This window comes from Bradyrhizobium sp. JYMT SZCCT0180 (assembly GCF_018130165.1).
Lineage (GTDB): Bacteria > Pseudomonadota > Alphaproteobacteria > Rhizobiales > Xanthobacteraceae > Bradyrhizobium.
This window is the reverse complement of the sequence record NZ_JAFCLZ010000009.1, coordinates 180,575-193,738: the sequence shown is the minus strand read 5'-3', so window position 1 is coordinate 193,738 and position 13,164 is coordinate 180,575. Positions and strand designations below refer to the sequence as shown.

General features: G+C 62.4%; 15 protein-coding genes and 1 pseudogene. 13 read left to right on the top strand and 3 right to left on the bottom strand.

The features are described from left to right. The first annotated feature begins 43 nt into the window (after positions 1-43). Complete coding sequence (locus JQ641_RS15705; protein ID WP_211996846.1) at positions 44-1,012, top strand: Bug family tripartite tricarboxylate transporter substrate binding protein; 969 nt, start codon at positions 44-46, stop codon at positions 1,010-1,012. Between the two features lie 9 nt (positions 1,013-1,021). Here JQ641_RS15705 and JQ641_RS15700 read toward each other — a convergent pair whose 3' ends face one another. Further along, the gene (locus tag JQ641_RS15700; protein ID WP_249150460.1) at positions 1,022-1,306 is read right to left on the bottom strand and encodes a PilZ domain-containing protein; all 285 of its coding nucleotides are present in this window, start codon (positions 1,304-1,306) and stop codon (positions 1,022-1,024) included. A gap of 188 nt (positions 1,307-1,494) precedes the next feature. On the opposite strand from JQ641_RS15700, the gene JQ641_RS15695 reads away from it, so the two are divergent. From JQ641_RS15695 to JQ641_RS15680, 4 genes are read left to right on the top strand one after another with little or no spacing between them, the layout of a single operon-like run. Further along, entirely contained in the window at positions 1,495-1,656 is a 162-nt protein-coding gene (locus JQ641_RS15695; RefSeq protein ID WP_211996845.1) for a hypothetical protein, read from the top strand. A gap of 21 nt (positions 1,657-1,677) precedes the next feature. Then, complete coding sequence (locus JQ641_RS15690; RefSeq protein ID WP_211996844.1) at positions 1,678-2,262, top strand: acyl-CoA dehydrogenase family protein; 585 nt, start codon at positions 1,678-1,680, stop codon at positions 2,260-2,262. Further along, positions 2,171-2,827: an acyl-CoA dehydrogenase family protein gene (locus tag JQ641_RS15685; RefSeq protein ID WP_211996843.1), complete on the top strand. Its 657-nt coding sequence runs from the start codon at positions 2,171-2,173 to the stop codon at positions 2,825-2,827. Before JQ641_RS15690 ends, JQ641_RS15685 begins: the two co-directional genes overlap by 92 nt. 12 nt (positions 2,828-2,839) lie before the next feature. After that, positions 2,840-3,241, top strand: coding sequence for a VOC family protein (locus JQ641_RS15680; protein WP_211996842.1), 402 nt, complete (start codon positions 2,840-2,842; stop codon positions 3,239-3,241). 345 nt (positions 3,242-3,586) lie between these two features. Here the strand turns inward: JQ641_RS15680 and JQ641_RS15675 are convergent, their stop codons facing one another. Beyond that, positions 3,587-4,336, bottom strand: coding sequence for a Spy/CpxP family protein refolding chaperone (locus JQ641_RS15675; protein ID WP_211996917.1), 750 nt, complete (start codon positions 4,334-4,336; stop codon positions 3,587-3,589). A gap of 464 nt (positions 4,337-4,800) precedes the next feature. On the opposite strand from JQ641_RS15675, the gene JQ641_RS15670 reads away from it, so the two are divergent. The 6 genes from JQ641_RS15670 to JQ641_RS15645 all read left to right on the top strand — a co-directional run bounded on the left by JQ641_RS15670 (position 4,801) and on the right by JQ641_RS15645 (position 11,013). Then, positions 4,801-6,141, top strand: coding sequence for an ABC transporter substrate-binding protein (locus JQ641_RS15670; protein ID WP_211996841.1), 1,341 nt, complete (start codon positions 4,801-4,803; stop codon positions 6,139-6,141). Between the two features lie 143 nt (positions 6,142-6,284). Continuing rightward, on the top strand, positions 6,285-7,217 hold the full coding sequence (locus JQ641_RS15665) for a carbohydrate ABC transporter permease (protein ID WP_211996840.1): 933 nt from the start codon (positions 6,285-6,287) through the stop codon (positions 7,215-7,217). Next, positions 7,217-8,131, top strand: coding sequence for a carbohydrate ABC transporter permease (locus tag JQ641_RS15660; protein ID WP_211996839.1), 915 nt, complete (start codon positions 7,217-7,219; stop codon positions 8,129-8,131). Before JQ641_RS15665 ends, JQ641_RS15660 begins: the two co-directional genes overlap by 1 nt. A 4-nt stretch (positions 8,132-8,135) precedes the next feature. Further along, positions 8,136-9,236, top strand: coding sequence for an ABC transporter ATP-binding protein (locus JQ641_RS15655; RefSeq protein WP_211996838.1), 1,101 nt, complete (start codon positions 8,136-8,138; stop codon positions 9,234-9,236). A gap of 32 nt (positions 9,237-9,268) precedes the next feature. Continuing rightward, positions 9,269-10,255, top strand: coding sequence for a hydroxyacid dehydrogenase (locus JQ641_RS15650; protein ID WP_211996837.1), 987 nt, complete (start codon positions 9,269-9,271; stop codon positions 10,253-10,255). Positions 10,256-10,500: 245 nt separating this feature from the next. After that, the gene (locus JQ641_RS15645) at positions 10,501-11,013 is read left to right on the top strand and encodes a hypothetical protein (RefSeq protein ID WP_211996836.1); all 513 of its coding nucleotides are present in this window, start codon (positions 10,501-10,503) and stop codon (positions 11,011-11,013) included. Between the two features lie 9 nt (positions 11,014-11,022). On the opposite strand, the pseudogene JQ641_RS15640 reads toward JQ641_RS15645, so the two are convergent. After that, positions 11,023-11,127 (bottom strand): annotated as a pseudogene (locus JQ641_RS15640) (DUF1993 family protein); the annotation flags it as partial. Between the two features lie 47 nt (positions 11,128-11,174). Between JQ641_RS15640 and JQ641_RS15635 the strand changes: the two are divergent. Further along, entirely contained in the window at positions 11,175-11,954 is a 780-nt protein-coding gene (locus JQ641_RS15635) for a transporter substrate-binding domain-containing protein (RefSeq protein ID WP_211996835.1), read from the top strand. Positions 11,955-12,141: 187 nt separating this feature from the next. After that, the gene (locus JQ641_RS15630) at positions 12,142-12,984 is read left to right on the top strand and encodes a DUF2147 domain-containing protein (protein ID WP_211996834.1); all 843 of its coding nucleotides are present in this window, start codon (positions 12,142-12,144) and stop codon (positions 12,982-12,984) included. Positions 12,985-13,164: the final 180 nt, after the last annotated feature.

Here is a 13,164-nt window from a genome sequence, read left to right as displayed (position 1 = left end):
TCGTTGATGATGGCGTCAACAAACATAAAATCCGGGGGGCGTCATGGCGGCCGTTCTGCAAACCTTGCTTGCTGCCGCGCTGCTGCTGGGGGCCGTCCCGACTGTCTCGGCACAGGGCTATCCGAACCGCCCGGTGCGCGTGGTTGTCGGGTTTCCCGCCGGCGGCCCGACCGACGTAATCGCGCGGATGGTGTCGCAAAAGCTCTCCGATGCGCTCGGTCAGCAGTTCTTTGTGGAGAATATCGGCGGCGCCGGCGGCAACACCGCCTCCGGCCAGGTCGTCCGAGCGACGCCCGATGGCTACACCCTCATGGTCGTCAGCACCGGCTTTGTGGTCAATCCCAGCCTCTACGCCAAGGTGCCGTACGATGCCGTCAAGGATTTCGCGCCGGTAACGCTGGTGGCGGTTTCCCCGAACGTGGTGGTGGTAAACCCGTCGGTGCCGGCCAGGTCGCTTCCGGAATTGGTGCAGCTGATCCGTGACAATCCCGGCAAATACGGTTTTGCCGGACCCGGCGTCGGTTCGACGCCGCATCTGGGGGGTGAGCTGTTTCGGCTGGCGTTCAGCCTCGACCTGGTGCACGTGCCGTTTACCGGCGCGGCGCCTGCGATCCAGTCAACCGTCGGCGGGCACACGCCGATCGCTTTCACCGCGCTGCCGCCCGCCCTTTCGGCGGTTCAGGCCGGCCAATTGCGCGCGCTCGGCGTTGCCGCAAGCGAGCGCGCGATCCAGTTGCCCGACGTGCCGACCTTCGCCGAACAAGGCATCAAGGACCAGGAGGCCGACACCATAACAGGCGTCCTTGCGCCGGCGGGAACGCCGAAAGAGATCGTCGACCTGCTCTATCGCGAAATAGCCAAGGCAGTCGGGCAGGCAGACGTGAAGGAGCGCCTGACCGCGCTCGGATTCAAGCCGGTCGCAAACCGGCCGGAGGAATTCGGCGCCCGTATCAAGCTGGAAATGGAAAAATGGGGCAAAGTGGTACGTGACGCGAAGCTCAGGATAGAGTGACGCGTCGCTTCATTCCTGCGGTTCCTGTACGACATTCATGAACGTCAGGCCGATCCGGTTCTTCTTGATCCAGGCGACCCGGCACTCATGAACGATCGAGGAATCCTTCGCCATCACGAGGCGGAAGTGCTGCGGAACGAATGCAGGGTTCTCGACGTCGATCGCCGCACCCTCGAGCGAAATATTCCTCACCACGCAGCGCATCACGGAGCCGCCCGATGAGACATAGGCGGGCTCCTCGATCTCGGTTCGCGGATATTTTCGCTTTTCTTCCATACGTTCGGCCGTGGACATCGCTCGACCTATCTAAATAGACGCAAAACCTTAAGCAAATGGCGTGTGTGCACCGCAATGCGGTCGGCGACGATGGACCGCGACGTTCCGATTTGTGCGGAACGGCAGGATGGGCTTCCATCGCTTCTGCGCAGATGTGCTCCGCGTCTTCGTGGGCTTGTCGCGCGCGACGGCCCGGCGCATAGGCGGTGACAGCGTTCGTCTATCTGGGCTGCTGGTTCCTGATGGCCGGCATCGTGTATTATTTCATCGGCTTCGAGACCAGGAGCAAGTCGATCGAGCAGATCGACAAGGAACTGGCCGACGGGCTGAATATGTCGGCGGCGAGAGTCCGGCAGGCATCGCCTTGAATTCAATGCGTCGATGGAGGTTTGGATAATTTGATCGCGACTGCTGCCGACCTTGCCGGTGACCGGGCGATCATCGCCCGTGCCGAGGCTGTTCGTCCCGAGGTGGCGGCGGCCGGAAACGACATCGAGAATAAGCGCCGGCTGCCGCCGGCGTTGCTCGACAGGCTGCACGACGCGCAGCTGTTTCGTCTGTTGCTGCCGCGCTCGACCGACGGCATCGAAACCGATCCCGTCACCTTCTTCCATGTCATTGAAACCATCGCCAAGGCGGATGCCTCCACGGCCTGGTGCCTCAGCCAGGCCGGCGGCTGTGCGATGTCGGCGGCTTATCTCGATCTGCCGGTAGCGCGCGCGATCTTCGGGGATCCGCGTGCAGTACTCGCCTGGGGTCCCGGGCGTGTGGGCCTTTGCCTCCGGTGGTCGGCACGCGACCTGGCTCGGCGCGCATTGTCCGATCCTTGCGGCCGACGGCACTCCCAGGCTGGAAGCCAACGGTATGCCGCTGGAGCGGACCATGCTGGTGCGAACCGAGGACGTCGAATGGACCGACATCTGGAATACGGTCGGCCTGCGCGGCACCGCCAGCGACCAGTTCGCGCTGAATGACCTCTTCGTTCCAATGGACCATTCCATCACCCGTGAATTCGACCGGGAATGCCGCGAAAGCGGTCCGCTCTATCGCATGGGGGCCGGCACTTGCTACCAGGTCGGCTTTGCCGGCGTTGCCTGCGGCATCGCCCGAAGCACGCTCGACGATTTCGTCGAGGTGGCGCGCAACAAGGTGCCGCGCGGCGCCAAAGGCATCTTGCGCGACAACGCCGTGGTCCAGACCGGCCTCGCCCAGGCCGAGGTCAATCTGCGGGCCGCCCGCGGCTTCGTGCTGCAGTCGATGGCCGAAATCTGGAAGGACCTCGTCGCCGGCGCCAGCATCACCGTCGCGCAGCGCATCACCGTCCGCATGGCCGCCACGAATGCCATCCACAAGGCACGCGAGGCGGTCGACTTCGCCTACAACGCGGCGGGAGCCACCGCGATCTTCGAAGGCCACCCGCTGGAGCGCCGCTTTCGCGACATCCACACCGTAACCCAGCAGCTGCAAGGTCAGATCAGACATTTTGAAACGGTCGGCGCCTGGATGATGGGCGTCGATGTCGATCTCACCTTTGTATAAGGAAAACAAACCATGGGACTTGGCGGATTACAGCACTACACCATCGAACCTTCCGATCTCGAACGCACCAAGGATTTCTACTGCGACGTGCTTGGACTGGAGAACGGCGACCGTCCGCCGCTCGGTTTCCCTGGCTACTGGCTCTACTCCGGCGGCACCGCCACCGTGCACCTGATGGGTACGCGCGAGCCGCGCGAGGGCATCGTGGTGCGCGGCACCGAGAAGAAATACGAGGACACCGGGCGGCTTGACCACATTGCCTTTGCCGCGACTGACGTCGATGGCGTGCGCGAGCGCCTGCAGGCCAAGGGCGTAAAATTCCGCGAGAGCATCGTGCCGCGAACCGGTGATACGCAATTCTTTCTCTACGATCCCGACGGTGTCGGTGTGGAGCTGAATTTCGCGAAGGCGTAACCGGCCACCGCCGCGAGCAAGGTTCGACTATTCGGCCAGCCCAGCGCTGGCCGAACTTGTTTTAATTCCGGCTTTTTGATTTCGGCTTTGCGTTAGCGGTTCCCGACAAGGCCGCAAGTCAGCCATCAGTCGGGCGCGATCCCGTCAGGGTTTCTTCATCATTGCATGGCGATTGGAACCTGCCGCGCCGCTGCGGCAGGATAGCCGGGTGCCTCGCCTTTCACCTACCCCAGGGCATGCGTGCCCGGCTATTCGCCCAGGGGCAAACCCTCAATGATGGGGAAGCCGGCCCGGACTTGATCCGGGGCGGATGACGTTTCGTGCGAATGCGTCAGTTTTTCCGCGCTAATCCAGCCCGCGCTCGTGGCTCAGATTGACCATTTCCTGGATGAAGATCTTCTTCTGCTTCTCGTCCAGGCTTGCAAATAAAGGCTCGGCGGCATCGGCCACATTGCGCTGGTCCACCGCACGGTCATTGAGAAACTGGGCTTCGTTCCGCATCTGCTCGATGATGTCGTCGGGCGGATCGCGTTTGGCGCGCGCAATACGCAGATTGAGGCGATCGGCGCCATTATGGCCGAGATAGTGCATCGCACTGTTGAAGCCGGACCAGTTCTTCTCCTGCTCGGGCGTCAGATTCAATTGCTTCTTGATGCGCTCGATATTGGCGTCGCTGTTGGCGACGATCTGTTCGGCCGTGATTTGCGGTGCACCGGTCTGGGTCAGAACCTGCGGCTGCTTCGCCGCCGTCTTTGTGCCCTTGGCCGCCTTGCCGGATTTGGCGGCATCGTCCTGCTTTGCGGTATCGCCCTGTTTGCCAGCCTTCGCCGGGGCCGTCTGTTGTTGTTGCTGTTGTGCGCCGCCGGTGAGGACACCGGTCACACCGGTCACCACCCCCACGACACCGCCAATAGCGCCGCCAAGCACGCCGCCGACCGGTCCGGCCGCCTTGTTCCCCTCGCGGGCGCCCTTTTGGACGCCCTCAACCACCTGTGCCTCCACCGTGAGCGACGCGCTAAACAGCATAAGGGCGGCCACCCCAAGGGCTGCGCACAGTCTGAGCCGCGCGCGCAGCTTCGATGTCGGGCTGGTCATTGTCTGGTCTCCATGGTCGATCGTGAGTTTCCGGCGTGGTGGTGCTGGGCCAAGGACCGCGGCCGAATCCGATTTTATCGTTCTCGCGCCGTGCAAGTCTACCTGCCGCCCCCGGTCATCCCAGTGATGAAAACGGCGGCGTATCCCAAATTAGAGACGCGGCAGGGGAACCTGCGGCGCTATTTCGCATCCTCACCCTCACCGATGGGTTCGATAGGTGCAACGCAATATTCCGCGTCATGAGTCAGGAATGAGCGGTAGACAACGGGCTCACGGTCCTCGCTGCCTGCCAATTGCACACAACGTTAGTTCTAGAATCGCGCTTACGTGATTTCTCGACAGACGCTGGCAATTCTGCTCTGATCGTCAATAATGAAAAATCTGCGGCGTCCGAACGGAGCCGAATAAAAAAGCAAGAACGGGAATTTCTTCACATCCGATTGGCCCATCCAGGGAGGAACGCCATGACACGGAAGAAGCTTACTCGACGCCAATTCATTGCTGCGACAGCGCTATCATCAGCCGCACTCGTGACCGCACCCTACGTGCGCGGCGCGCATGCCGCCGGCAAGCTATCGATCGGATTTTGGGACCACTGGGTACCCGGCGCCAACAAGGCTTCTACCGATATTGTCAATGAGTGGGCCGAGAAGGAAAAGGTCGAGGTCACCATCGACTACATCCCGAGCCAGGGTAACAAGAACCTCCTGACGATCGCCGCCGAAGCCCAGGCGAAGTCGGGCCATGACATTCTGGCGATGCCGACCTGGTGGCCGCACGCGCAGGCGGAATTGCTCGAGCCGATGAATGACGTGGTCGAGGGGCTCATCAAGCAGAACGGCGAAGTCAACGGCACCGTCCAGTACCTCGGCAAGGCCGGCAACAAATGGCTGGGTGTTCCGGCCTGCGTCGGCAGCCAGATCAAGGGGCCGTGCTCGCGCATCGATCTGATGAAGCAGCACGCCGGCATCGACGTCCAGGCCATGTACCCGGCAGGTTCGGCGCCGAAAGCCGATGGCTGGACCACGGACACGTTCCTGAAGGCGGCGGAGGCCTGTCACAAGGGCGGCGTTCCCTTCGGCATCGGTCTTGGCGAGACCAGCGATTCCGTCGATACCGTCGGGGCGTTCTTCCTGGCCTTCGGGGCGGAGGTCGTCGATGCCAAGGGCAACGTCGTCGTCAAGAACGACAACGTGCGGCAGGCGCTCGAATATTACAAAAAGCTGATGGCTTTCCTGCCGTCGGACGCGCCGTCATGGGACGATGGCTCCAACAACAGGTGGCTGGTCTCGGGCAGAGGCGCCCTGATCATGAATCCGCCGAGCGCGTGGGCCGTCGCCAAGCGCGATGCGCCGCAGATCGCGGAGCAATGCTGGACCCACGGCTTCCCGGTCGGTCCGAAGGGCCGCTTCGCGCCGTTCCTGCCCTACTTCTGGAGCGTCTGGAGCTTCTCCAAGAACAAGGAGGCGGCAAAGAGCGTGCTGACGCGTCTGTCGCAACCGGATGCGGTCGAGAAAATGGTGGCGGCGAGCGGCGGTTACGACCTGCCAGCCTTCGAGAAACTGACGACTTTCAAGACATGGGCCGAGGAAGGACCGCCGAAGGGCACGCTCTACCACTATCCGAATCCGCACAAGCATCAGCTGCTTTCGATCTCGGCGTCGCCCGCGCCGCCCAAGGTCGCCCAGCAGATCTACACCCAGGCAACGCTCACCAAGATGTGCGTGCGCTTCTACCGTGGCGAGCCCATGGAGAAGACGCTGGCCTGGGCGGAAGGCGAACTCGAAGGCTTCATGCGTAGCTGAGGCGATTTCGCCGCCCCGGCCCGTCGGATTTCGGGCCGTGGCGGCGTGCATCCGCCTGCCGACACGATGGGAGCCGGTGCCGCGCCGGCTTCTCGACGAGGAAACCGCCCTGCTCTGAATGAAACTCGCGAGGAAGATGCATCATGGCTGATGTCGCGATTGAGCGTAACGCCGCTCCGCGAACGGCGCGCAAGCGCGCCAGTTTACGAACCGCCCTGAAGCGTAAATCGACCGCAGCCTTCCTCATGACGCTGCCGCTGATCCTGCTGATCTTGCTGCTCGTCATCTATCCCGCGTTCTACTCGCTGCATCTGGCCACCTTGAACAAGTCGATGCAGCGCTTCATCGGACTCGGAAATTTCCAGTTCCTGTTCAAGCGGGAAACCTTTTGGCTGGTGGTCGAGCAATCCTGCATTTTCGCGATCACCGCCGTCTTCTTCAAGGCCCTGATCGGCTTCATCGTGGCGCACTTCGTCCACAACATTCCGGCCAAGGGCCAGCGCAAATGGCGCGGCATGCTGCTGGTGCCCTGGGTCATCCCACCGGCCATGAGCACGCTGGCGTGGCTGTGGCTGTTCGATCCGTCGTACAGCGCCTTCAACTATCTGTTGGCCGGCGTCGGCGTCGACCGGATTCCATGGACCGGCGAGACCGGCTGGGCCCGCTTCTCGGTCATCCTGGTGAATATCTGGTTCGGCGCCCCGTTCTTCATGATCATGTACCTGGCTTCGCTGAAGTCGGTGCCCGATCAGCTCTATGAGGCCGCGGCCATCGACGGCGCCAACTGGTGGCAGCGGATCTGGTACGTGACGCTGCCGATGATGCGCAACATCATCGCGATCACGACGCTGTTTTCGGTGATCGTCACCTTCGCCAATTTCGATATCGTGCGCATCCTGACCGCCGGCGGTCCGCTGGACCGTACCCATGTCTTCGCCACCTGGGCGTTCCGCATCGGTATCGAGGGCGGCGACATTCCGCTCGGCGCCAGCGTCTCGCTGTTCATGGTGCCTATACTCGCAATCGCGGCAGTATTCATCCTGCGCGACATCAACAAACGCGGGAATGAATCCTGATGACCAGCACCGTCGTGATCAACAAGGCCGCCCCGACCCGCCCCGTCAAACTGCGCAGCATGAGCCGCGACCGCACCTGGGCGCTGCGATGGTCGTACTTCTTCCTCACCTTGTTCGCGGTGTTCGCGCTGGTGCCCCCGCTCTACATGGTGATTACGTCGCTGAAGACCAGCGCCGAAATCTCCGCGGCGACGAACCCGTGGTGGGTTTATCATCCGACATTGTCGAACTACGTCGAGTTGCTGACATCGAACCAGTTCCTGACCTTCTTCCGCAATTCGGCGCTGGTCTCGATCTTCGTCGTGACCATTACCATGCTGATCAGCGTGCCGGCGGCTTTTGCACTGGCGCGGATGCGGTTCTGGGGCTCGGCCACGCTTGCGACCGGCGTCTTCCTGACCTACCTCATTCCTGAAACGCTGCTGTTTCTGCCCCTGTTCAAGATGTTCGTGGCATTCGGCGAGCTGACCGGGATCCAGCTGATCAACAAGTGGTACGTGCTGCTGGTGATCTATCCGACGCTCACGGTGCCGTTCTGCACCTGGATCATGATCGGTTACTTCGCCTCCATCCCCAAGGAGCTCGATGAGGCCGCGATCATCGACGGCGCGTCCTGGTTCCAGACGCTGACGCGTATCTTCATTCCCGTCGCCCTGCCCGGCCTGATCGCGGCGACCATCTTCGCCTTCACGGTTTCCTGGGCGCAGTTTCTCTATCCGCTGGTTTTCACGACGTCGACGGATCAACTGGTGCTGCCGGTCGGTATCGTCACGACCCTGATCAAGGGCGACGTGTTCGCGTGGGGCCAGATCATGACCGGCGCCCTGCTCGGCGCTGCGCCGCCGCTGATCATCTACGCGTTCCTGATGGACTATTACATTGCCGGCCTCACCGCCGGTGCGACAAAGGGTTGAACTCATGGCTGACGTGACGTTGCGCAAGGTTGTCAAGAAGTACGACGACGTCGAGGCGGTGCGCGGCATCGATCTCGACATCGCCGATCATGAGTTTGTCGTGCTGGTGGGCCCGTCGGGTTGCGGAAAATCGACCACGCTGCGGATGATCGCGGGGCTCGAAGACATCACGGACGGCGATATCATGATCGGAGGCGACGTCGTCAACGACGTGCCGCCAAAGGACCGCGACATCGCCATGGTGTTCCAGAACTACGCGCTCTACCCGCACATGACGGTCGCGGAAAACATGTCGTTCGGACTGCGGCTGAAACGTTATCCGAAGGCCGAGATCAAGACCCGGATCGACGAAGCCGCGCGCATGCTCGACATCGTCGAACTCGTCGACCGCAAGCCGAAGCAGCTGTCGGGCGGTCAGCGCCAGCGCGTCGCCATGGGCCGCGCCATCGTGCGTAATCCCAAGGTGTTCCTGTTCGATGAGCCGCTGTCCAACCTTGACGCCAAGCTCCGCGTCCAGATGCGGATCGAGATCAAGAAGGTGCATCAGAAGGTCCGCACCACAACGGTTTACGTTACCCACGACCAGGTCGAGGCGATGACGCTCGCCGACCGGGTCGTGGTGATGAACCATGGCCGCATCGAACAGATCGGAACGCCGAACGAGCTCTATCACAATCCCGCCACCAAATTCGTCGCCAGCTTCATCGGCTCGCCGGCGATGAACTTCATTCCTTGCCGGCTCGAGGAATCCGGCGGCAAGCTGCATGTCCGGATCACCGACCGTCTCGCCTTCCCGCTGCCGCCGGCGCGCGCCGCCAGATATCAAGGCGTGTCCCGGACCGACAAGCTGCTGCTGGGACTGCGGCCCGAGCACATCACGGAAGCCAGCCCGCATCCGGAAACCGGCGTCGAAAACTTCGATGCCACGCTCGACGTCACCGAGCCGATGGGAATGGAGACGCTGATCTATTTTGCGCTCGAGGGCACGCAGGTCTGCGGCCGGGTCAATCCCAACGCCGGCGCGCAGGATGGCGCCCCGCTCCGATTGGCAGTGGACCTCAACAATATGCACCTGCTAAACGAGGTGAGCGGCGCCGTCATTTGACGGCGGAGACAACAGTCACCCAAGGGCAGGAAATGGCGACCAACAAGAAGAAAATCTTCGTCACGGAATCGATGTCACAGCAGGGGCGCGCGTTGCTCGACGCACGCGAGGATATCGAGCTCGTCGAGTTCCCCAACATGATCTCGCAACCGGATTTCCAAGCCAAGCTCAAGGAGCATGCGCCGGTCCATGGTGTCGCCCTCGGCGGTACGCGGTTCGGCGAAACGGAACTGGAAGCTTCCAGGGACATGTTGGTGGTGACCCGGATCGGCGTCGGCTTTGATGCCGTCGATGTGCCGGCGTTGAGCCGCCGCAAGGTGCCGCTGATGGTCGCGGGTACCGCGAATTCGCCCTCCGTTGCCGAGTGCGCATTGTTCATGATGCTGACATTGGCAAAACGGGCGGTGGAAATGCACTCCATCGTCAGGGACAACAAATGGCCGAGCCGGCTCGGCATGCTGCCCTACGATCTCTATGACAAGACCGTCCTGATCGTTGGCTTCGGCCGCATCGGCACCCGCACCGCCAAGCGCTGCCAGGCGATGGAAATGAACGTGCTGGTTTTCGATCCCTACAAGCCCGCGGCCGACATCAAGGCCGCCGGCTGCGAGCCTGTCACCGATCTCGACGCGGCGTTGCCGCGCGCCGACTTCGTCAGCCTGCATTGCCCGAAGACCCCGGAGACGGTCGGCATGATCAATGCCGCGCGCTTGGGGCGGATGAAGCCGACCGCCTATCTGATCAATACCGCGCGCGGTGGCATCGTCGACGAACCCGCGCTGCATGACGCGCTGCTGTCCGGCAAACTTGCCGGCGCCGGTCTCGACGTGTTCGAACAGGAGCCGCCGCCGGCCGGCCATTCGCTGTTCGCGCTTCCGAACGTCATCTTCGCACCCCATGTCGCCGGGGTGACCAGGGAAGCCGTCGATCGCATGAGCGAACAGACCGCACGCAATATCCTGAGCGTTCTCGACGGCGATCCCTTGCGTCAGAACGTCATCAATCAGGACGTGCTCTGACCGATCCGGCATGATCAAACCGGGCGTCCGCTGAACCATCGAGCGGCCGCCCGGGAAGTTCATACCGGCGCAATCATAAGGAAACCTTATTCCGCATGACGGGCTAAACGCCAGGTCCGCACCCGGCATAGCCGGTTTTGCGCCTGAACGGACAAAACTCAGCCTCATTCGGAAGCGAGGAAAAGATACCGGGCGGCAACGGGGACACCGATTCCGCAGACGGAGTTCGATCCGGAGGCCGAATCTTGAGCCAAAACGACCCGACCGACAACGCCTTGGCGGCGATCGCCAGCATTCTCGATCAGCCGCCCGTGATCCCCCGCGAGCGGGAACGGCCTGCCGTTGAAGAGGTGTCGGCCACCCCTCCGCCACTCGAAGAATTTCAACCGATCGAAGCACTGCCATCGCTCGCGGTTCCTCCGCCGCTTGAGACCGCCGCGCCGATCGAGGCCGCGCCGCCGCCTGAGGTCTTTCTGCCGTTCGAGGCCGATGGCTATTCCAAGGTCGGGCCCGGACCGATGGCCGCGATCCGTTTCAAATGGACGGTCCGCGAGGACGATGGCGAGTATTACGTCGATGAGACCATTGGCGAGAATTCAACGCCCATTGTCAGCGGACCGATGAACAAGGATGCCGCGATCCAGCTGGTCGACGACCGCGAAGCCGCGGCACGTCGCCGATTCGAGCAACTGAAAAGCGAAATGACGGGACGCGCCGCCGTCGCCAATCTGGTGCGCAAAGACAACGGCGAGGCGTAGCGGATCGCGCTATCTCGGCGGGCCCAGGAAATCCTTCTTGGCGAGATCCACGCCGGCGTCGCGCAGGATGTCGTAAGCCGTGGTGACGTGGAAGAAGAACCGCGGTGTCGGGAAGCACGTGCGGCTCGCCTGTCATCGAATGCACCGGCGGAGAGGAACTGATGTTTCGAATGCTATTTGGTCTGGGCATGGCTGCCCTGTTGACGATGTCAGCCCATGCCCAGCAGCCGGCCCCTTCCCGCCTCGACGACATCATCAAGCGCGGCACGCTGCGGGTCGGCATGACCGGCGACTACCGGCCCTTCAGCCATCTCGACAAGACGACGTCGAAATTCAGCGGCTTTGACGTCGACATGGCGGAAGCGCTCGGCAAGGCGCTCGGCGTCAAGGTCGAATTCGTCCACACCGCATGGCCGCAACTGATGAAGGATTTCGAGGCCGACAGTTTCGACGTCGCGATGAGCGGCGTATCGATCACGCTCGACCGGCAGAAGAAGGGCCTGTTCTCCACGCCGATCATGCGTGAGGGCAAGACGCCGATCGCCCGCTGCACCGACAAGGGCAAGTACGAAACCATTGCCGACATCGACAAGCCCGGCACGCGCGTGATCGTCAATCCCGGCGGCACCAACGAACGGTTTGCCCGCGCCAACGTCAAGAACGCGGAAGTGAAACTCCACAACGACAACGTCACGATCTTCGACGAGATCGCCAAGGGCAATGCCGACCTGATGATGACGGATTCGTCGGAGACATTGTACCAGCAGAAACTGCACCCCGGCGTGCTGTGCGCGGTGCATCCCGAAAAGCCGTTCGACTTCGCCGAGAAAGCCTATTGGCTGCAGCGCGACGTCGCGCTGAAAGCCTTCGTCGACCAGTGGCTGCACATTGCGAGAGAGGATGGCAGTTTCAGGAAGATCTACGCCGCCTGGTTCGACTGATCGGCCGGCAAAATATGCAATTTTCGCCGCAAATTGACCGTCTGTCGGGGCCAAATTAGGCTGCGCGGACGACATTGAACCAAAGCCGCTAGTACACGACTTATCATTTGAAAGTGATCTGGATCACGTTTTGAGAGCTGCCATTGCGTAGCTTCGGGGGTTGGGATTCCCTGCTCAGGAGGTCATCATGAAGAAGCTTCTGGCGATCGCCGCGTTTTTGCTGGCGAGCAGTGCGGCGCAGGCGCAGTACACCTTCGATTACGGCGGCCGCACCATTCGGATCGATCCCGATCGCGGCACCGTCCAGATCCCGGGCGTCTACGACAATACGCCGAAGGCCAAACGCTCGCGCAACGAGGACGCTGATCGCGATCGCCCGCGCAAACAGTCGCCGCAACAGGCGAAGACGGACTCCAGGACGCCACCCGACTCGGTCGCTCCCGCCGCACCTGCTCCGGCCGTGCCTGTCCCCGCCGAGCAGGCCGCTGTGCCGCCGGCCCCTGCACCCGTTCCTGCAGCTCCCGCACCGGTCGCGCCCGCTGAACCTTCGGCCGCCACGGTCGCCGTTGCTCCGGCGGCGGATCCGGTGACTGTGCCGGCCGCTCCACTGCCGCCCAGCGCACCCGCCCCGCACGTCCAGCAAGAGCCGCCTCCCGCGCCGAAGCCTGCGCCTGCCGTCGCCGCGGTCACGCCGCCGCCCGCCCCGCCGCAGGCGGCCCCGCAGGCGGCAAACTCACCGCTTGGCGTGTGGCTGACGGAAGAGAAGGAAGGCAAGGTCCGGATCGAACAATGCGGCCCCAATCTTTGCGGCTATTCCATCGACAAGAAGTCGAACCGCAACGGCGAGCAGGTGCTGATCAACATGAAGCCTGGCAAGGACAACAAATGGAGCGGCCGGATTTTCGATCCGAATTCCGGCAGCACGTATGATTCAACGCTCGCGATGAAAGGCTCCGACAGCCTGCGCGTTCAGGGCTGCGCCTTTGGCGGCATGTTCTGCGGCGGTCAGACCTGGACCCGCGTGAACTGACGCGCGAACGACGCACATTCAACCAGGGCCCCGCCTTCGCCGGCGGGGCTTCTTGTTTGCGGTTTGCCGTGTCGCTTCAGGCCATCGGGTTCACGCTTATGGGCGATGAACGGCAGGGCCCGAACAAGAAATCGCGAAAACAACCCCATGCAAAGTAGAATGGGCCGCGGCTAGCCAACC

Coding starts and splice junctions, on each gene's coding strand:
- JQ641_RS15665 (WP_211996840.1), top strand. CDS start 6,285: ATGGCTGATGTCGCGATTGAGCGTAACGCCGCTCCGCGAACGGCGCGC.
- JQ641_RS15700 (WP_249150460.1), bottom strand. CDS start 1,306: ATGTCCACGGCCGAACGTATGGAAGAAAAGCGAAAATATCCGCGAACC.
- JQ641_RS15705 (WP_211996846.1), top strand. CDS start 44: ATGGCGGCCGTTCTGCAAACCTTGCTTGCTGCCGCGCTGCTGCTGGGG.
- JQ641_RS15655 (WP_211996838.1), top strand. CDS start 8,136: ATGGCTGACGTGACGTTGCGCAAGGTTGTCAAGAAGTACGACGACGTC.
- JQ641_RS15630 (WP_211996834.1), top strand. CDS start 12,142: ATGAAGAAGCTTCTGGCGATCGCCGCGTTTTTGCTGGCGAGCAGTGCG.
- JQ641_RS15675 (WP_211996917.1), bottom strand. CDS start 4,336: ATGACCAGCCCGACATCGAAGCTGCGCGCGCGGCTCAGACTGTGCGCA.
- JQ641_RS15635 (WP_211996835.1), top strand. CDS start 11,175: ATGTTTCGAATGCTATTTGGTCTGGGCATGGCTGCCCTGTTGACGATG.
- JQ641_RS15685 (WP_211996843.1), top strand. CDS start 2,171: ATGCTGGTGCGAACCGAGGACGTCGAATGGACCGACATCTGGAATACG.
- JQ641_RS15650 (WP_211996837.1), top strand. CDS start 9,269: ATGGCGACCAACAAGAAGAAAATCTTCGTCACGGAATCGATGTCACAG.
- JQ641_RS15670 (WP_211996841.1), top strand. CDS start 4,801: ATGACACGGAAGAAGCTTACTCGACGCCAATTCATTGCTGCGACAGCG.
- JQ641_RS15660 (WP_211996839.1), top strand. CDS start 7,217: ATGACCAGCACCGTCGTGATCAACAAGGCCGCCCCGACCCGCCCCGTC.
- JQ641_RS15680 (WP_211996842.1), top strand. CDS start 2,840: ATGGGACTTGGCGGATTACAGCACTACACCATCGAACCTTCCGATCTC.